18 protein-coding genes are annotated in these 17,901 nt (G+C 67.8%); 8 read left to right on the top strand and 10 right to left on the bottom strand.

The genetic code is table 11. The features are described 5' to 3' along the window. Positions 1-154: 154 nt before the first annotated feature. Positions 155-622 carry an RDD family protein gene (locus AC5Y49_RS02320; RefSeq protein WP_499884195.1) on the top strand — a complete coding sequence of 156 codons (468 nt, stop codon included), beginning with the start codon at positions 155-157 and terminating at the stop codon, positions 620-622. Between the two features lie 20 nt (positions 623-642). Here AC5Y49_RS02320 and AC5Y49_RS02315 read toward each other — a convergent pair whose 3' ends face one another. The 5 genes from AC5Y49_RS02315 to sucB form a co-directional block, all read right to left on the bottom strand. Continuing rightward, the gene (locus AC5Y49_RS02315; RefSeq protein ID WP_499884194.1) at positions 643-1,395 is read right to left on the bottom strand and encodes a DUF4191 domain-containing protein; all 753 of its coding nucleotides are present in this window, start codon (positions 1,393-1,395) and stop codon (positions 643-645) included. 4 nt (positions 1,396-1,399) lie between these two features. Further along, positions 1,400-2,341 carry a lipoyl synthase gene (gene lipA / locus AC5Y49_RS02310; protein ID WP_499884193.1) on the bottom strand — a complete coding sequence of 314 codons (942 nt, stop codon included), beginning with the start codon at positions 2,339-2,341 and terminating at the stop codon, positions 1,400-1,402. Beyond that, complete coding sequence (gene lipB / locus AC5Y49_RS02305; protein WP_499884192.1) at positions 2,338-3,012, bottom strand: lipoyl(octanoyl) transferase LipB; 675 nt, start codon at positions 3,010-3,012, stop codon at positions 2,338-2,340. Before lipB ends, lipA begins: the two co-directional genes overlap by 4 nt. Before the next feature lie 121 nt (positions 3,013-3,133). Next, on the bottom strand, positions 3,134-4,045 hold the full coding sequence (locus tag AC5Y49_RS02300) for a TIGR01777 family oxidoreductase (RefSeq protein WP_499884191.1): 912 nt from the start codon (positions 4,043-4,045) through the stop codon (positions 3,134-3,136). Between the two features lie 4 nt (positions 4,046-4,049). Beyond that, complete coding sequence (gene sucB / locus AC5Y49_RS02295; RefSeq protein WP_499884190.1) at positions 4,050-5,798, bottom strand: 2-oxoglutarate dehydrogenase, E2 component, dihydrolipoamide succinyltransferase; 1,749 nt, start codon at positions 5,796-5,798, stop codon at positions 4,050-4,052. 74 nt (positions 5,799-5,872) lie between these two features. Here sucB and AC5Y49_RS02290 point away from each other — a divergent pair, with 74 nt between their 5' ends. The 4 genes from AC5Y49_RS02290 (at position 5,873) to AC5Y49_RS02275 (ending at position 9,221) form a co-directional block, all read left to right on the top strand. Continuing rightward, a complete protein-coding gene (locus AC5Y49_RS02290) occupies positions 5,873-6,478 on the top strand; it encodes a hypothetical protein (protein WP_499884189.1) in 606 nt (201 codons plus the stop codon). Positions 6,479-6,493: 15 nt separating this feature from the next. Beyond that, complete coding sequence (locus tag AC5Y49_RS02285; protein ID WP_499884188.1) at positions 6,494-7,234, top strand: hypothetical protein; 741 nt, start codon at positions 6,494-6,496, stop codon at positions 7,232-7,234. An 89-nt stretch (positions 7,235-7,323) separates the two neighbouring features. After that, positions 7,324-7,788, top strand: a complete 465-nt coding sequence (locus AC5Y49_RS02280; RefSeq protein WP_499884187.1) for an SRPBCC family protein — start codon at positions 7,324-7,326, stop codon at positions 7,786-7,788. After that, the gene (locus AC5Y49_RS02275; RefSeq protein ID WP_499884186.1) at positions 7,785-9,221 is read left to right on the top strand and encodes a phytoene desaturase family protein; all 1,437 of its coding nucleotides are present in this window, start codon (positions 7,785-7,787) and stop codon (positions 9,219-9,221) included. Before AC5Y49_RS02280 ends, AC5Y49_RS02275 begins: the two co-directional genes overlap by 4 nt. 73 nt (positions 9,222-9,294) lie before the next feature. On the opposite strand, the gene AC5Y49_RS02270 is transcribed toward AC5Y49_RS02275, so the two are convergent. Next, complete coding sequence (locus tag AC5Y49_RS02270; RefSeq protein WP_499884185.1) at positions 9,295-10,818, bottom strand: leucyl aminopeptidase; 1,524 nt, start codon at positions 10,816-10,818, stop codon at positions 9,295-9,297. Between the two features lie 11 nt (positions 10,819-10,829). Then, complete coding sequence (locus AC5Y49_RS02265) at positions 10,830-11,936, bottom strand: adenylate/guanylate cyclase domain-containing protein (RefSeq protein WP_499884184.1); 1,107 nt, start codon at positions 11,934-11,936, stop codon at positions 10,830-10,832. Between the two features lie 50 nt (positions 11,937-11,986). On the opposite strand from AC5Y49_RS02265, the gene gcvT reads away from it, so the two are divergent. Beyond that, positions 11,987-13,084: a glycine cleavage system aminomethyltransferase GcvT gene (gcvT, locus tag AC5Y49_RS02260; protein ID WP_499884183.1), complete on the top strand. Its 1,098-nt coding sequence runs from the start codon at positions 11,987-11,989 to the stop codon at positions 13,082-13,084. A 22-nt stretch (positions 13,085-13,106) separates the two neighbouring features. Continuing rightward, complete coding sequence (locus tag AC5Y49_RS02255) at positions 13,107-14,213, top strand: branched-chain amino acid aminotransferase (RefSeq protein WP_499884182.1); 1,107 nt, start codon at positions 13,107-13,109, stop codon at positions 14,211-14,213. On the opposite strand, the gene AC5Y49_RS02250 is transcribed toward AC5Y49_RS02255, so the two are convergent. The 3 genes from AC5Y49_RS02250 to AC5Y49_RS02240 are packed head-to-tail and all read right to left on the bottom strand — an operon-like array spanning position 14,210 to position 16,697. Continuing rightward, positions 14,210-14,941, bottom strand: a complete 732-nt coding sequence (locus AC5Y49_RS02250) for an adenosylcobinamide-GDP ribazoletransferase (RefSeq protein ID WP_499884181.1) — start codon at positions 14,939-14,941, stop codon at positions 14,210-14,212. The genes AC5Y49_RS02255 and AC5Y49_RS02250 overlap by 4 nt on opposite strands. Continuing rightward, complete coding sequence (gene cobT, locus AC5Y49_RS02245; protein WP_499884628.1) at positions 14,938-15,996, bottom strand: nicotinate-nucleotide--dimethylbenzimidazole phosphoribosyltransferase; 1,059 nt, start codon at positions 15,994-15,996, stop codon at positions 14,938-14,940. Before cobT ends, AC5Y49_RS02250 begins: the two co-directional genes overlap by 4 nt. 32 nt (positions 15,997-16,028) lie before the next feature. Next, positions 16,029-16,697 carry a DUF3043 domain-containing protein gene (locus tag AC5Y49_RS02240; protein WP_499884180.1) on the bottom strand — a complete coding sequence of 223 codons (669 nt, stop codon included), beginning with the start codon at positions 16,695-16,697 and terminating at the stop codon, positions 16,029-16,031. 104 nt (positions 16,698-16,801) lie between these two features. Here AC5Y49_RS02240 and AC5Y49_RS02235 point away from each other — a divergent pair, with 104 nt between their 5' ends. Further along, positions 16,802-17,878: a glycerate kinase family protein gene (locus AC5Y49_RS02235; RefSeq protein ID WP_499884627.1), complete on the top strand. Its 1,077-nt coding sequence runs from the start codon at positions 16,802-16,804 to the stop codon at positions 17,876-17,878. The last annotated feature ends 23 nt before the right edge of the window (positions 17,879-17,901 follow it).

The raw sequence follows: 17,901 nt of genomic DNA, 5'->3' as shown, positions 1-17,901 counted from the left end.
AGCGCTCTCCTCTACTGGCCGTGACGGGTGGCCCGATCAGACGCTAAGGAGGCGATGTTGCCCGGCAGTCAACCTCGTGTTGCGCTGACGTTACGCGATCCGGTTGGCGGCCGTCGAAACCGGGTCCGTGCCAGCCGATGCCTATTGTGGGGCCATGGCCCGCAGCATCGCATCCTGGCTATCCGGTCCCGGGCCGCTGAATTCCGACGGTCAGCAGCGGCAATACCCCGGCGAGACGCTCGATTTGCCGGAACACGGGCCAGGCTCACTGGCCCGCAGCGGGCGCCGGGTGGCGGCACTGGTCGTCGACTGGCTAGTGGCTTACGGGCTCGCCGCGCTCGGTCTGACGTTCGGGCTCGTCACGCCGGGCCAACTCTCGACCGCGGTCCTGGTGATCTGGTTGGTGCTCGGCATGATCGCGGTGCGGTTGTTTCAGTTCACTCCAGGCCAGTTTGCGCTCGGACTGCGGGTGCAGTCCGTCGATGGGCGGATGCACGTCGGGCTTGGACGTGCCGCGTTGCGAGGTGTGATGATCGCGGTCGTCATTCCCGCGTTGTTCGTCGACGTCGACGGACGCGGTCTGCAGGACCGGGCGACCGGTACGGCGGTTGTGCGGCGCTAGGTCTATCGCGGCGCTGGGCGTTAGCGCCTGCGCACGGTGCGCTGGACGCCACGCATCTTGGCTGCGCTGGGCATCGGGCCCTTGGGCAAGGTGGCGGCGCCGGCGCGTGAACCCAGTGCGGTCAGCCGGGACTCCAGCGAGTCCATTTGCTTGACGGTGATGTTGGCCGGCAGCCGGGTCAGGTGGCGCTCGAGTTTGGCCAGTGGAATCTCGCCGTCGCCGTTGCCGACGACGATGTCGTAGATCGGTGTCTCACCCACCAGCCGCGCGGTGCGCTTCTTCTCCTGCGCCAGCAGCGGCTTGATTCTGGTCGCCGACCCCTCAGCGACCAGGATGACCCCGGGGCGACCGATCACCCGGTGCACGGCGTCGAAGCTGCCGGTAGCAGCCACGCCCGGGGTGACCCGCCACTTGCCGCGTAAGTTGTCCAGCGCCCAGGCCGCCGCGCCGGTTTGCCCTTCGGCCTTGCGGTACACCGACCGCTGGGCACGCCGACCGAAGATGATGAACGCGACCAGCGCGCCCAGCACGATGCCCAGCGGGATCATCATCACCATGGTGAACCCGCCGGCGGACACACCGACTGCCACTGACAGCCCCACGACCAGCACGAAAGCGCCGATCATGTAGGGCAGCAGGCGCTTGTCCTCTTTGCGCTGCATGGTGAACGCCTGCCAAAGCTGGCTGCGACGCTCCTTGGCGGCGGCCTTGCGGGCCGCCTTCGCCTCGGCTCTGGCGGCTTTATTCGCCGCTGCATTACGGGATTTCGCCATGGCTTCAGGATACGGCCGGGCCGGCCGGGCGTGCCTGCATAGCCTGCTGGTAGAGCCGCCCGGCCCGGTATGACGATCGCACCAGCGGGCCTGCCAGCACCCCGGCGAACCCGAGCTGTTCGGCATATTCGGAGAGTTCGACGAATTCCTCTGGCCGGACCCACCGCTCGACTGGGTGGTGGCGTGCCGACGGGCGCAGGTATTGCGTGATCGTGACGATCTCGCAGCCGGCGTCGTGCAGATCGACCAGCGCGGTGCGCACCTCCTCGATCGTTTCGCCCAGCCCGAGGATCAGGTTGCTCTTGGTCACCAGGCCGAACGTCCGTGCCGCGGTGAGCACGTCCAGACTGCGCCGATAGCTGAATGCCGGCCGGATCCGCTTGAAGATTCGTGGCACGGTTTCGACGTTGTGCGCCAATACTTCTGGACGAGACTCGAACACCTGTTGCAACCGGTCGGGTTCGCCGTTGAAGTCGGGGATCAACAACTCGACACCGGTGGACGGGTTGAGTGCCTTGATGGCACGCACGGTTTCCGCGTAGAGCCAGGCGCCGCCATCGGACAGGTCGTCGCGCGCGACACCGGTGACCGTGGAATAGCGCAGGCCCATGGCCTGCACGCTCTCGGCGACCCGCCGTGGCTCGTCGCGGTCCAGAGCAGCCGGCTTGCCGGTGTCGATCTGACAGAAGTCGCAGCGACGGGTGCACTGCTCGCCGCCGATCAGGAAGGTGGCTTCGCGGTCTTCCCAGCACTCGTAGATGTTCGGGCAGCCGGCCTCTTCGCATACGGTGTGCAGGCCCTCACGCCGGACCAGCTTCTTCAGCTCGGTGTATTCCGGACCCATCCGGGCGCGGGTTTTGATCCACGGTGGCTTGCGCTCGATCGGGGTTTGCGCGTTGCGCACTTCCAGTCGCAGGAGTTTGCGGCCGTCCGGAGCGATGGTCACGATGCTGATGCTACGCGGGCCAGCCTCCCGTCGAGCGCGTCACATACCGCCTCGGCAACCGTGGCGCGAACGTTCTCGACGCCGATCCGGCAGGCCAATTCGGCGGACAACGACGTCACCCCGGCGTCGGTGATGCCGCACGGCACGATCCGCGCGAACGCGTCCAGGTCGCAGTCGCAGTTGAGCGCAAAGCCGTGCAGCGTCGTCGCCCGCGACACCCGGACCCCGACGGCGGCGACCTTGCGCGCGGGGCGGCCGCCGCCGGCGGGCACCCACACTCCGGAGCGGCCGTCGATTCGGGTCACGGACAGGCCGAGGCCAGTGCACACCGCGATCAGCGACTCCTCAAGCCGCCGAACGTAATTGATCACGTCGAGCGGCTCGGCCAGCCCGATGATCGGATAGCCGACGAGTTGCCCCGGGCCGTGCCAGGTGATCTTGCCGCCGCGGTCGGTGTCGACCACGGGTGTGCCGTCGGCAGGGCGTTCGTGCGGCAAGGTGCGCCGGCCGGCGGTGTAAACCGAGGGGTGTTCCAACAACACCAGCGCGTCGGCGCCGCCGGCCACCCGGGCGTCGGCCAGTTCGCGCTGCAACTGCCATGCGGCCCGGTAGTCCAGGCAGCCCAGCTGGCGAACGTCGATCGGGGCCGGACTGGACCGGATGGAACTCACAGTGGCGAGGCTACTCGGGCGCCGCTCTCTTTCGCGAAGCAGAAGCCACGGTTGCGATCGGGCCACGATCGCAACCCACACTTCTGTTTCGCGGTGGCCGGGATCACGCCGGCGGCCGGGATCAGGCCACGGCCGGGCGCGTGGTGGCGTATCGCAGCGCCTCACCGATGGTGTTGTGGTCGAACTGGAAGCCGGCGCGCTCGAGGGCGCTCGGGATCACCCGCTGACCACACAGCAGGCCCTCGTCGGCGAATTCGCCGAGTGCGGCCCGCACCGCGAACCCCGGCATGATCAACGGCGTGGGCCGATGCACGGCGCGGCCCAGCGCCGCAGTGAATTCCGCGTTCGTCACGGGTGCGGGCCCGGTCAGATTCACCGGCCCGGACAGTGCGTTATTGGCCATGGCGAACTGCAGCGCCCGCAGCTCGTCCTCGAGGCTGATCCACGACATGTACTGGCGGCCGTTTCCCAGCCGGGCGCCGAGGCACACCGAGAACAGTGGTCGCATCCTGCGCAGCGCACCGCCCGACGGGGACAGCACCAGTCCGCTGCGGGCCAGCACTACGCGAACGCCGGCCTGCTGCGCAGGTGAGGTGGCTGCTTCCCAGTCTTCGCACAACCGCGCCAGGAAACCCGTTCCGGCCGAATCTGTTTCGTTGACGGCATGGTCCTTGGTGTTGCCGTAGTAGCCGACGGCGCTGGCGTTGATGAGCAACCCGACACCGGCGTCGACGACCGCGGCGGACAGCACTTCGGTCGGCGTGATGCGGCTGTCCCGCAGCTCTTGTTTGAAAGCGCCCGACCAGCGTCGCGCTCCGATGTTGATCCCGCACAGGTTGACCACCGCGTCGACACCACGCAGCGCTGAGGCGTCGAACTCGCCGCTGGCGGGATCCCAGCGGATTTCGCCGCCGTTCGCCGGCGCTCGCCGCACGATCCGCAGCACCCGGTGGTCGGCGCTGCGCAGCGCCGCCACCAGAGCCGAGCCGATCAGCCCGGACGAACCCGCGATCGCGACGACTGACTTGGCCATCCCGTCACAGCCCCAGGTCGGCCTCGAACGCTCCCTCTTCGAGCCGATGCTTGATGGTGGTCAGGAAACGTCCGGCGTCCGCACCGTCGATCAGACGGTGGTCATAGGTCAGTGGCAGATAGCAGATCGACCGCACCCCGATGGATTCGTTGCCGGTGTCGTCGACGACGACCCGCGGCCGTTTGACGATGGCGCCGGTGCCCAACATAGCGGCCTGCGGCGGCACCAAAATCGGGGTGTCCAGCAGCGCGCCCTGGCTGCCGATATTGGTGATGGTGAACGTCCCGCCGGACAACTCGTCGGGTTTGAGGTCACCGGAGCGCGCTCGGCCGGCGATATCCGCGATCGCGCGGGCAAGCCCGGCCAGTGACAGATCGCCCGCGTTGTGGATGACGGGGGAGAGCAGACCTTGTTCGGTGTCGACGGCGAACCCGAGGTGTTCGGCGTCGTAATAGGTGATCTCCTTGGTCTGTTCGTTGTAGCTGGCGTTGATGTTCGGGTGTGTCTTCAACGCGTCGATCACCGCGCGAGCAATGAACGGCAGGAAGGTCAGGTTGACGCCCTCGCGTTCGGCGAATGCGGCTTTGGCCCTGGCCCGTAGCGCCACGATCCGGGTCATGTCGACCTCGTGAGTCTGGGTCAGCTGAGCGGTGGCCTGCAGTGATTCGCGGGTCTTGGCAGCGGTGATCTGGCGAATCCGGCTGGCTTTCGCGGTGGTGCCACGCAGATGCGCCAGCGCCGGCGCCGGCGTGGGTGCAGGCGGTGTCGGGGCTGCCGCGGCGGCAGGGGTCTGCGCTGCCGGCGGTGGCGGCGGTGCCTTCTTCGCTTCGGCGGCAGCGAGCACGTCCTGTTTGCGGATGCGTCCGCCTACCCCGGTGCCGCTGACCTGATCCAGGTCGATGTTGTTGTCCGCAGCCAGCTTTCGCACCAGTGGCGTGACGTAGGGAGCGCTGGGGGTGCTGGCTGCCGGTGCGGCGTCGGGTTGTGGTCGCGCCGGCGTGGGCGCGGGCTCGGGTTCCGGCTGCGGTTTCGGCGCGGGCGCTTGCGGTGCCGGCGCCGGCTCGGGTTCGCGCTGCGGCTCAGGTGCGGGGGCGGGCGGTGCCTGCGGTTCGGGCGCCGGGGCGGCGGCCGACGCTGCCGCGCCGGTCCCGATCTTGGCCAGCTCCCCGCCGACCGAGACCGTGACGTCCTCCTCGGCGGTGATGCTGACCAGCGTCCCGGCCACCGGCGACGGTATTTCGGTGTCGACTTTGTCGGTGGACACCTCCACCAGTGGCTCGTCGGCGTCCACGGTGTCGCCGACCTTTTTCAGCCAACGGGTCACTGTGCCTTCGGTAACCGATTCACCGAGTTCGGGCATCAGTACCGGGGTAGTGGCGCCCCCCTCGCCGTTGGACGACGGTGCGGCCGGTTGCGGCTTCGGCTGGGTCTCGGCCTCGGCCCTGGGCTCCGGCTGCGGCTCGGCAGCCGGCGCGGGCGGTGCCTCCGGGGCAGGTTGCTCGCGTGCACCTTCGTCGGCACCGCCGATGATGGCCAGCTCACCGCCCACCTCGACGGTGTCGTCTTCCTGAGCGACGATCTTGGTCAACACACCGGCCGCCGGCGAGGGGATCTCGGTGTCGACCTTGTCGGTGGAGACTTCCAACAGTGGTTCGTCGACTTCGACGGTGTCGCCTTCTTGCTTGAGCCAGCGGGTGACCGTCCCCTCGGTAACGCTCTCACCGAGTGCCGGCATCTGGACTGAGAAGGCCATCTCTGTTGACTCCTCGATCGATCGGTCGGTCGGCACGGGGCGACCGCTGGCTTACCAACGCCAAGGTAGCCGGGGTGCGCACCCAACTGGATGTCGAAACCATCCTGTCACTACGGCGTTGCCGCCACGCGCCCAGGGCAGAATGCGCTGCGGGGGTGCCGGCCGGACATCATTGCGCGACGTCGACCGTGCACTTTCCGGGACGGAACATCTGGAAGTCGGACGTCGGTGACCGCTGGCATCGAAATGAATGGCATCTGCCTGGTGAAAAGTCTAAAAGTCGGATCCAAAAGCTGGATAAGCTGCTCGGCGTGTACCCCGACGACACCGGCAAAGACCTCGCCACGGTTCTCTCCTACCTGGCAGGCCGTCCCCTGAGCAGGGAGCAGATCTGGACCGCGATGGAGCTGCCGCGGTCCACCTACTACGACCAGCTGGACAAAGGGACCCTGATCACGGCGGACAACCTTCGCCGGGCCGCCGCCAACCTTGGCATCAACCGGGCCGAGCTGCTGACGCGTTACCGGTTCATCGATCCCGAAGAGGTCACCTCGCTGGCCGAAGAGATCGGTGGACTGAGCTACCCGTTGCAGATCGCTACGGACGCCGCGGTAGTCACGGCGAAAAGGCGTCCCAGAATCGAAGAATATCGGCCCCGTCTCGACGCGCCGCCGCTGTAGAGCACCGCGGTCGCCATGGCACTCACCGCTCTCATCGTCATCACGCTCGCAGCTATTTCGTGGAGCCTGTGGATACGACGCGTCACCTGGCGCTGCCGCTGGGAGGTGGCTGCCACACTCAACATCGCGTTGCAGGGCTGCGCGGTTGCGCTGATGTCGCCCCTGGCGGCGGATACGGTCGGGGTCGCCCTGCACGACATCACCGGCGAATGGAATCTGCAGAACTACCTCGGGCACGACTGTTATGTCGTCGCCGCATCGGCGATCGTCTACAACGCCCTTGGCCGCCTCGCCGACGACGATGCCATGCAGGCGTCGTTCAAGCAGTATGTCGAGCGGCCGGCCACGCTGTGTATTCCGCTGCTACTGGCGACGTTTTCGATCAGCTGCGGCAGCAACACGTATGCGCGTGATTTCTTCGCGCTGCCCACCGATTTCTGGCTGAGCGTGTACTGGCTGCTGCTGTGCGCCACACTCGCCTACCTACTGGGGTATGGCGCACGCGCATTGCTGGTCCTGCGCAAAGACCCGCGGTCAAGGCGCATCGCCACCGTCTATCTGGTGGCGTGTGTCAGCGGAATCATGGCGTGCGTGGTGCGGTTCATCACTGCGCTGATTCCGCCGTTTCAATGCCCGGCAACCGCGGGCTTGGTGTGGTTCTTCGCGTGCATGTGCGGGGCCGTCTTCGCGGTCACGTCGGCGTTGGCGTGGCGGCAAAAGGTCAACTGGTTTCAGCGTTCAACGCTGCACCGTTAGCCATCGCAGATCGCGGCGGGTTCTGACGCGTCGGTGACCACTGTCGGGGGTATACGCAGGGGTCGGCCTGATGCGAAAGGACCTCGGCGATGATGGCGACACGAGAACTGTCCGCGACTCGAGATGTGCATGCGTCCTGCCAGCGGGTCTGGGAGGTGCTGGCCGACGGATGGACCTATAGCCAGTGGGTGGTCGGCAACAGCCGCACCCGTGCCGTCGACTCGGACTGGCCACAGCCTGGCACGGCCATCAGACACTCGATCGGGGTGTGGCCATTGGTGATCGACGACCAGACGTCGGTCGAGAGCTGTGTGCCGTTGCAGGAGTTGGTGCTGCGCGCGGGGCTGGGCCCGCTCGGCGCAGCACAAATCACGATGCGCCTGGCCGAGATTCCGGATGGGTGCCGGGTGGAGATGATTGAGGTGCCCGCCGAGGGGGCGGTCAACCTCATCCCCGACCGGTTGACACTGGTGGCCATCCATCCTCGCAACCGCGAGTGCATCTTGCGACTGGCCGCACTTGCTGAACGGTTCGACCCCAGTCAGGTGAAGTGACCGCAGACATGGCCGCTGACCAATTCGATGCGGTGGTGGTCGGTTCCGGGCCGAATGGACTTGCTGCCGGAGTGACCCTGGCAGAAGCCGGCCGGCGAGTCCTCATCCTGGAAGGTTCCGACACTCCGGGTGGGGGCACCCGTTCCGCGCATGTCACCGATGACGAATCGGTGCACGACATCTGCTCAGCGATACACCCGCTGGCGATGGCCTCGCCGGCGTTTCGGCGTTGGCCGCTGGCAGATTTCGGTCTCGAATGGATATTTGCGCCGATCGAGGCTGCCCACCCGCTTGATGACGGCACCGCCGTCCCGCTCTACCGTGACGTCAGCAAGGCGGCCGCCGCAATGGGCGCCGACCGGGCGGCGTACGAGGAATTGCTGACTCCGTTGGTGTCCAATGGCATTGAGCTATTCGACAGCATCCTCGACCCCTTTCCGCCCAAGCATCCGTTGACCGTCGCCAAGTTCGCCCGCTTCGGGATGGCGTCGATCGTCGGCTTCTCGAAGCGCCATTTCACCGACGAGAGGGCGCCCGCCCTACTTGCCGGCATGGCCGCACACTCCTTCATGCCGCTCACTCTCGTCGGTACCGCTGCAGCGGGCATGATGTTCGCGGTAAGCGCACACCGAACTGGTTGGCCGATGCCTCGTGGCGGATCGCAAAAGATCGCCGATGCGCTACTGGGGTATTTCGAGCATCTTGGCGGCGAGATCCGCCTGGGTCACTGGGTCAGGCGACTGTCGGACGTGCCTGCCCATCGGGTGCTGATGCTCGATGTGTCCCCGACGCAGGTGGCAACCATCCTCGGCGACAGTTTGCCGACCTGGTATCGGCGGCTGTTTTCCAATTACCGGTATGGCCCGGGCCTCTGCAAGGTCGACTACCTACTGGATGGCCCAATTCCATGGCGGGCCGACGAGTGCAAGGATGCGGCAACCGTCCACCTTGGCGGCACGCTGCAGCAGGTCGCCGCAGGCGAGTCGATGGTTAACAAGGGTCGGCATGCGCCGAAACCTTTTGTCCTGCTTGCTAATCAGAGCCGTTTCGACTCGACACGCGCCTCGGGCGGGCAAGAGACGGTATGGACCTACTGCCATGTGCCGAACGGGTCGACGGTGGACATGTCCGACGCGATCGGGGATCAGATCGAGCGGTTCGCGCCCGGCTTCAAAGACAGGATCGTCAAGAAGGTGATCACCACCGCCAAGCAGCAGGAAGCCCACAATCCGAACATGTGCGGCGGAGTGATCAACGGCGGCTTGCAGGACCCGCTGAGATACGTCGTGAACCTGGGCACCCGGCTGCGGCCCTATCGATTGCCGCGCCGCGGCACCTACCTATGTTCATCCTTCACACCGCCTGGCCCGGGAGTGCATGGCATGCCCGGGTATCTGGCCGCGCGCGGCGCCTTACGGACCGACTTGCGGTAAGCCGCCTCGAATGGCCAGTTATCACACGGGTTTTCGCGATTCACGTGTCATTACTGGCCACTCGGCGAAGGTCCTAACCGTTGGCGGCGATGTCCTCCAACACCGCGAACATGGTGCGGGTCGGCACACCGGTGCCGCCCTTGGGTGTGTAACCCCACGGGCTACCGGTGTTGTACGCAGGGGCGGCCACGTCGATGTGCGCCCAGGCCACCCCGTCGGCGACGAACTCGCGCAGATACACCCCGGCCACCAGCATCCCGGCGAAGCGCTGCCCGCTGACATTAGCCAGATCGGCCACCGTCGACTTCAAGTCATCCTTGAGTTCGTCGGGAAGCGGCATCGCCCAACCGTTTTCGCCGACGGCCTGCGAGATGGCGGCTACCCGGTCGCGGAACTCGTCGCTGCCCATCACGCCGGGGGTACGGGCACCCAGCGCCACCGTCTGCGCGCCGGTCAGCGTTGACGTCTCGATCAGGTAGTCGGGATTGTCCTCGCAGGCCCGGACGATGGCGTCGGCCAGAATCAGCCGGCCCTCGGCGTCGGTGTTGAGCACCTCGACGGTGGTGCCGCCGTACTGGGTCAGCACATCACCGGGTCGCTGCGCGGTCGCCGACGGCATGTTTTCCGCCATCGGCACGGTGGCGATCACCTCGATGGGCAATGCGAGTTGCGCGGCAAGCGTCACCGTCGCGATGACGGCGGCGGCACCGCCCATGTCGGAGGTCATGTGGTGCATCGAGGCGGCCGGCTTGATCGAGATGCCGCCGGTGTCAAAGGTGATGCCCTTGCCGACCAACGCGACCCGCTTGGGCTGGCCCTGCGTTTGGGGGCGGTGGCGCAGCCGCACCAGCCGCGGCGGGCGCGATGAGCCCTTGCCCACCCCGATCACTCCGCCGTAACCGCCCTTGTGCAGCGCCTTGTCGTCGAGCACTTCAACCTCGAGACCGACCGACTGCCCTAAAGCCTTTGCCCGGCTGGCGAATTCGGCGGGAAACAGGTGACTGGGTGGTGTGTTGACGAAGTCGCGGGCAGTGGCCACGGCGGTCGCGACGGCCGCCGCGCGCGAGGCTTCGGTTTTGGCGGCCCCGGCGGTGGCGAGAACGGTGAGCTTGCGCAGACCGCGGTCTTTCGGTGCCGTCTTGCCGCTGCGGAAGTCGGTGAAGCGGTAACCCCCCAGAATCAGCCCTTCCACGGCGCCGGCCAGGTCCAGCTCGCTCAGGGTGGTGATGACGGCCTCGGTGCCGCCCAGCGCGCGCGCCGCCGCGCCCGCAGCGCGGCGAATCACCTCGGCGGGCCACTCGTCGCGACGCTTACCCAGGCCCACGGTAAGCACACTGGCCACCGGCAGCGACTTCACCACCAGCCGATTGGTCTGTTCGCTGCCGCCGGTGGCGTCCAGCGCTCGCAGGGCGCCCTCGATCTCGGTGACGGCGTCGGCGTCCAGGAACGGCTCGGCTGCCGCGACGACGGCGCCGGGCCTGTCCTCGTCACCGGTCGAGACGACCGGCACGACCAATACGGCCGAAGCGGCGCCGCGTCGCGGCAGCGAAGAGGCAACAGTGACTGCGGGGGATTGGTAACCGGGTTCGGTGCTCACAGGGCACCACCTTAACGACCGGTAGACAGGCTCAACTCGTACGCCGTTACCGGCTCATCGAAACCTTTGAGGGTCAAGGGTTCCTGCTCGATCATCGGCCAGTCCGGCAATTCGGCATGGACGTCCGCGGCGCCAAGGACCTGGCCGGGTGAGGCGACAGCAACCAACCGGGCGGCCAGGTTCACCGCGTTGCCGTAGTAATCGCCATTGATGGCCAGCACCGCCCCGTAAGCCAGGCCGGCGCGCACCTGTAGTCCGGTTTCCCGGGCCAGGGGGTGGCCGACGAGGTCGACCGCCGCTCTGGCCAGCCGTTCGGCGCTCGGGCTCACCCACATCACGGCATCGCCGATGAACTTGACCACCCGCCCGCCGTCGGCGTGCACCACATCGGAGACATTGGCGGAAAAGCCGTTGAGCAGGGTCGACAACTCGGCGGGCGTGAGCAGTTGGGTCAGCGCAGTGAAGCCGGAGAGATCCAGGAAACCGACACCGCACACCATGCTCGCCGACGGGCCCCCGCCGAGCCCCTCGAGGAACGTTCGGGCACTGACCAGGTGGTGGCGGTGCACGGCGTCGATCATGGCGCCGATGCGAGGGATGAGCTCCGTGGTCGTACGCCAGGCTCGCGCGGTGGCGAGTTCGTCCTGGGTGTGACCAAGCCAGACGTCGGGCAGGCTGAGCCGGATCATCGACGACTCGGCCTCGGCCAGCCGGGCCATCGTCACGCCGAGCACCCGCAGGAAGCCGTCGACGGGGTCGCCAAGCTGCGCCCGCATCGCGAACCAGGTCCCCAGGCCATCGACATCGGCCTGGCTCAATGCCGGCGTCTCGCGGCCCGCGACGCACAGGCCGAGCATCGTCCAGGCCTGCTCGACCTCCTCGACCGGAACGTTCAGTGCGTCGGCGGCGCTTTGCAGGCTGTAGACGGGCGGGCCAGACCAGCCCAGCACGTCACCCGCAAGCCCGAACAGGCGGCCGCGACGCTCGGCTTCGACCATGTCGTCCGGGGTGAACCCGAGGTCATCGAGGTAGTGGATGAGCGACGCCCGTTTACGCGCATCGGCGAGTCCGGCAGCTTCCAGCGCATCAAAATTGACCACCTGATTAGTGTGGGGCATCGTGCGCGCCGCGATATGCAGAGCGCGGCGATTAGGAGGAGCGGCGCAGAATGCCCGAAGAGCTGCAGCACGGACCGCTGGAAGACCGCCACCGTGAGCTGGGCGCCAGCTTCGCCGAGTTCGGCGGTTGGCTGATGCCGGTGTCGTATGCCGGCACGGTCAGCGAGCACACCGCCACCCGGACAGCCGTCGGACTGTTCGACGTCAGCCACCTGGGCAAGGCGTCGGTGCGCGGGCCGGGCGCCGCCCAATTCATCAACGCCACGCTCACCAACGACCTGGGCCGGATCGGGCCGGGCAAGGCGCAATACACGTTGTGCTGCACCGAATCCGGCGGCGTCATCGACGATCTGATCGCGTATTACGTCGCCGATGACGAAATCTTTCTGGTGCCCAACGCCGCCAACACTGCCGCGGTGGTTGCCGCGCTGCAGCAGGCTGCTCCGGCGGAGCTCACGATCAGCGACGAGCACCGCAGTTATGCGGTGCTGGCGGTGCAGGGCCCGCGCTCGACCGAGGTTCTCGACGAATTAGGGCTACCGACCGGCATGGACTACATGGGATATGCCGATGCGGCGCTCTCCGGGGTGCCGGTGCGGGTGTGCCGCAGTGGATACACCGGTGAGCACGGTTATGAGCTGTTGCCGCCGTGGGAGTCGGCGGGTGTGGTGTTCGACGCGCTGCTGGCCGCGGTCAGCCGAGCCGACGGTCAACTGGCCGGCCTGGGTGCCCGCGACACGCTGCGCACCGAAATGGGTTATCCGCTGCACGGCCACGAATTGTCGGCCGATATTTCGCCACTGCAGGCCCGCTGCGGCTGGGCGATCGGCTGGAAGAAGGACGCGTTCTTTGGCCGCGACGCGCTGCTGGCCGAGAAAACGGCGGGTCCTCGGCGGGTGCTGCGCGGGCTGCGCGCAGTCGGTCGCGGTGTGCTGCGGCCCGACCTGACGGTGAGCGACGGTGACCGCAAGGTTGGCGTCACCACGTCGGGAACATTTTCACCGACATTGAAAGTCGGTATCGCACTGGCGCTGATCGACACCGACGCAGATGTCCAGGACGGTCAGCGGGTGAACGTCGACGTCCGTGGCCGCGCCGTCGAATGCGAAGTGGTCCGGCCCCCATTCGTCGAACCGAAAACTCGCTAGCGCCCGGATATACAATCGCCCCATGACCAGCGGCCGCCTCGAGTTCACGGTTTCGCGCACCGCAAACCCGACCAGCGACCAGGTGCGCCAATCGATCCTGGCCGATCCCGGTTTCGGCAAGTACCACACCGACCACATGGTGTCGATCGACTACACCGACGGCCAGGGCTGGCACGACGCGCGGGTGATGGGCTACGGCCCCATCGAACTGGACCCGTCGGCGATCGTGCTGCACTACGCGCAAGAAGTGTTCGAAGGGCTCAAAGCGTATCGATGGGCGGACGGCTCGATCGTCTCGTTTCGCCCCGACGCCAACGCCGCCCGGATGCGGGCGTCATCGCGGCGGATCGCGATCCCGGAGCTTCCCGACGAGTTGTTCATCGAATCGCTGCGGCAACTGATCGCCGTCGACGATGGATGGGTGCCCCCGGCCGGGGGCGAGGAGTCGTTGTACTTGCGGCCGTTCGTGATTGCCACCGAGCCCGGTTTGGGTGTGCGCCCGGCGAAGCAGTACCGGTATCTGGTGCTGGCCTCGCCGGCCGGTGCGTACTTCCCGCGGGGCGTCAAACCGGTCACTGTGTGGGTGTCCACGGAATACGTCCGGGCCAGCCCCGGCGGCACCGGAGCGGCCAAATTCGGCGGCAACTACGCCGCGTCGCTGGTGGCTCAGGCCCAAGCCGCCGAGAACGGCTGTGACCAGGTGGTGTGGCTCGACGCGGTGGAACGTCGCTACATCGAAGAGATGGGCGGGATGAACATCTTCTTCGTGTTCGGCGGCGGCGGATCGGCCCGACTGGTCACCCCCGAGCTGTCCGGCTCCCTGCTGCCAGGCATCACTCGAGATTCGTTGCTGCAGTTGGCAACCGACGCCGGCTTCGCAATCGAGGAACGCAAGATCGACATCGACGAGTGGCAGAAGAAGGCAGCCGCAGGTGAGATCACCGAGGTGTTCGCGTGCGGCACGGCCGCGGTGATCACCCCGATCGCCCACGTCAAGCACGGTGAGGGCGAGTTCACCATCGCCGATGGCGAACCCGGTGAAATCACGATGGCGCTGCGCGACACGTTGACCGGCATTCAGCGCGGCACGTTCGCCGACACCCACGACTGGATGTCGCGGCTGGGTTAGCCTGCCGCCAGCAGCATTGCGCTCACCGTCGTGGTCAGCTCGATCGCAGCACCGAGCACGTCGCCGCTGATGCCGCCAAACCGGCGCACGCAGTGGGCGACCAGAACGGCACTCACGCACAGCGCCACCAGCACCGCCAGCGGACCCTGCCACAGCCGCGGAGCCGCCCACAGCGACGCCACCACCAGCACTGCGATCCAGCCCAACACCGCCACCGCGGACTGGGTGGCGGCCACCCGGGCGCCCAGGGTGCTGCCCTCGGCCGCGGGCACCGACCGGCGGCAGGCCAGCACCGCCGCAACGCGGCCGGCGGCCACCGCGACGACAATGCCGGCCACGCTCAACGAGGCAAAGGCCAAGCCCTGCAACGCAATTACCAACACGACGGCGGCGACACCGAACGGGCCGGTCGACCCGTCGCGCATCACCTGCAGTGCGCGTTGCGGCGGCCCGTAACAGCCCAGCCCGTCAGCGGTGTCGGCCACGCCGTCGATGTGCAGGCCGCGCGTGGCCGCGAGCAGTGCGGCCACTGCGAGCAGACCCGCCAGCGGGCTGCCCGCCCCGAACGCCAGCCCGGCAACCCAGGCCACGCCGGCGGCCAGACCGCCCAACGCGGCGCCCACCAGAGGCAGCGCGCTCACCGCTGCGCCACCCACCGGCCGGTCCGCCGCACCGGGCAGCGGTACGACCGTTCCGAAGCTGAAAGCGGTTGCCAGCGAGCGGATCACGATGGGTGCTTGTCGGCGCGGCCGGAAACGCCGGCAGTTGCGAAGGTTGCCATCGACGACAGCGCGGCCACCGCGGCCCGCAGCACCGGCAGCGCCGCCGCTGCCCCGGTGCCTTCGCCCAACCGCATTCGCAGGTCCAAGATGGGATCGAGCTCCAACTGAGCCAATGCCAGTTGGTGCGCCGGTTCGGTGGACCGGTGACCGGCCTGCCACCACAGCCGCGCGCCCGGCGCCAACCGGTCGGCGACCAGTGCGGCTGCGGTGACCGCCAGGCCGTCCAGCAGCAGTGGGGTGCGCCGAACTGCGGCCTGCGCACAGAAGCCGCTCAGCGCGGCCAGATCCGCGCCGCCGCAACACCGCAGCAATGCAACCGGATCCGAGCGCACCCGCTCGGCCCGAAACAGCGCGTCGCGGACCGCTGCCGTCTTGCGCGCCCACCCGGCATCGTCGATACCGGTTCCGTAGCCGACCGCTGCGACCGGCTCGGTACCGGTCAGGGCCGCAACCAGAACGGTTGCCACCGTGGTGTTTCCGATGCCCATATCGCCGGCGATCAGCAAGTCGGCGCCGGCGTCGACCTCCTCGTCGGCGATCCGCCGGCCGGCGTTGATCGCGGCGGTGGTTTCGTCGTCGGTCAACGCGTCCCGCACCGCGATGTCACCGCTGCTGCGGCGCACCTTATGAGCACCGACCTGCGGCGACAGCGCATCGGCGTCCACGGCGAGGTCGGCGACCCGCACGGTCGCCCCGGCGACCTCGGCGAATGCGTTGATCGCCGCGCCGCCGGTCTCGATATTGGCGACCATCTGGGCGGTGACCTCCGGGGGGTACGCCGATACGCCGGACCGCGCGACACCATGATCACCGGCAAAGACGACCACCCGGGCGCGCTCGAATTGCTGTGGCGGACAATGACCCTGGCACGACGCAAGCCAGACCGCCAAGTCCTCGATGCGACCCAGCGACCCCGCCGGCTTGGTCAGGGTGTCCTGCCGGGCGCGGGCCGCCGCGGCGACATCCGCGTCGGGGGGCGTCACCGGCGGAAAGGTCATCAGAACCCCGAGGGCGTGCTCGGCACCGGCGGCGGTCAGGCGACGCGTTCGCCGCGCTTGACCTGGGGGCGAGGAGCGCGCATCCGGCGCATTTGCGAAGCCCGGCCCGCGGCGTAAAGGCCCAACTTCCAATGGCTTTCGGTATTGTCGGGGAATTTCTCGTCTACCATCCTGGTGACCTTGCGGCCCAGGATGACCCCGTCGATCATCATCAGAGCCATCAACGCCAGCATCGCGGGCGACATGTACAGCTGCAGCTGCGGTACGCCGAACATGATGAACATCAGTGTCAACGCCAACGGCATGAACAATCCCAGCACGTTGCGGCGCGCGTCCACCACATCGCGGGCGAACCGGCGCACCGGGCCCCGATCGCGCGGCAGCAGATGGGCCTCGTCGCCGGCCATCATGCGTTCCCGCCGCTGGGTCATTTGCGCGCGGCGTACGGTCCGCTCAGCCCGCCGCTCCTCGCGGGACAGTTTCGGGCCGGCCATCGCCTTGCGCCGGGCGCGGGCCTCGGCTGCGGTCATGGGCGCCGGTGCGACCGGACCGCGCCGCTTGTTGCTTCGTTTCGGTGTGGGCCGCCCTTTGGGCGCGGTGGATTGACGAGCAACCCCGGAGGTGACGACGGCGTCCTGGTCCGCCGGTGCCTCGTTCTCATCCGGGGCGACACCGACGTCCTTTTTGCGGCCCAGCAGCTTCACAGTCGCCAGGTTACTGTGCAGCGGGTTTCGATCGGTAAACAGTCTTCGGCGAGCACACGCGGCGGCGAGCCTTTACGCTCGCTGAGATGAGCGGCCCGGACGTGCTGCGCGTGCTGATTGCCCCGGATAGTTATGGCGACACGTTGACCGCCGTGCAAGCCGCAGCCGCCATCGCCACCGGCTGGAACCGATCGCGGCCACACGATCAGTTCACCATCGCGCCGCAGTCCGACGGCGGACCGGGCTTTGTCACGGTATTGGCTGACCGGCTCGGGGAACCGCGCCGGCTACGGGTCGTCGGACCGCTGGACGACGAAGTCGAGGCCGACTGGGTGTTTGATCCGGAATCGACGACCGCATATCTGGGCTGCGCAGAAGCCTGCGGTCTGGCCCAGCTCGGCGGTCCGCCGACACCGCAGACTGCGTTGGCCGCCGGCAGTAGGGGAGTCGGCCAGCTCATCGAAGCGGCGCTGGAGGCGGGCGCGACGCGCATCGTTGTCGGGCTGGGCGGCAGCGCCAGCACCGACGGCGGTCGCGGGCTCATCGACGAACTCGGCGGTCTGGATGTCGCCCGCAAACGGCTGGCCGGGGTGGAACTGGTCGCTGCCTCCGATGTCGAATATCCGCTGCTGGGGCCGTGGGGCGCCGCGCGGGTGTTCGGACCGCAGAAAGGCGCCGACGTTGAGACGGTTGTCGCGCTGGAACAGCGGCTCAGCGGCTGGGCGGCCGAACTGGACGCGGCGGCCGGGCGTCCGGTGAGCGCCGAATCCGGCGCCGGTGCGGCGGGCGGGATCGGGGCGGCGTTGCTGGCGCTGGGCGGCCGGCGGGAATCGGGCGCGGCAATCATCGCCGAGCACACCGGGCTGGCCGATGACATTGCCGTCGCAGATCTCGTCGTCACCGGAGAAGGCCAGCTCGACGAGCAATCACTGCACGGTAAGGTCGTCGGGGCGCTGGCCGCCGCCGCGCGCTCGCGGCAGATCCCGGTGCTGGTGCTGGCCGGTCAGGTCGGTCTCGACGGCTTCACGCAGCGGTCGGCGGGCATAACCGCTGCGTACGCGATCGCCGACTACGCTGGTTCGGTCCGGCTGGCGCTGGTCGATGCCGCCAACCAGCTGATGGGTTTGGCTTCGGCGGCAGCCGCGCAACTCGGGAATAGCGGCCGAACAAGGTACCTTTGACTAGGTGGGTTTTTCATCGGATG

Source organism: Mycobacterium sp. NGS62, assembly GCF_059812285.1.
This window is presented reverse-complemented; position numbering and strand designations above follow the sequence as displayed.

Coding starts and splice junctions, on each gene's coding strand:
- AC5Y49_RS02255 (WP_499884182.1), top strand. CDS start 13,107: ATGACCAGCGGCCGCCTCGAGTTCACGGTTTCGCGCACCGCAAACCCG.
- sucB (WP_499884190.1), bottom strand. CDS start 5,798: ATGGCCTTCTCAGTCCAGATGCCGGCACTCGGTGAGAGCGTTACCGAG.
- AC5Y49_RS02265 (WP_499884184.1), bottom strand. CDS start 11,936: ATGCCCCACACTAATCAGGTGGTCAATTTTGATGCGCTGGAAGCTGCC.
- AC5Y49_RS02315 (WP_499884194.1), bottom strand. CDS start 1,395: ATGGCGAAATCCCGTAATGCAGCGGCGAATAAAGCCGCCAGAGCCGAG.
- AC5Y49_RS02320 (WP_499884195.1), top strand. CDS start 155: ATGGCCCGCAGCATCGCATCCTGGCTATCCGGTCCCGGGCCGCTGAAT.
- AC5Y49_RS02300 (WP_499884191.1), bottom strand. CDS start 4,045: ATGGCCAAGTCAGTCGTCGCGATCGCGGGTTCGTCCGGGCTGATCGGC.
- gcvT (WP_499884183.1), top strand. CDS start 11,987: ATGCCCGAAGAGCTGCAGCACGGACCGCTGGAAGACCGCCACCGTGAG.
- AC5Y49_RS02280 (WP_499884187.1), top strand. CDS start 7,324: ATGATGGCGACACGAGAACTGTCCGCGACTCGAGATGTGCATGCGTCC.
- AC5Y49_RS02285 (WP_499884188.1), top strand. CDS start 6,494: ATGGCACTCACCGCTCTCATCGTCATCACGCTCGCAGCTATTTCGTGG.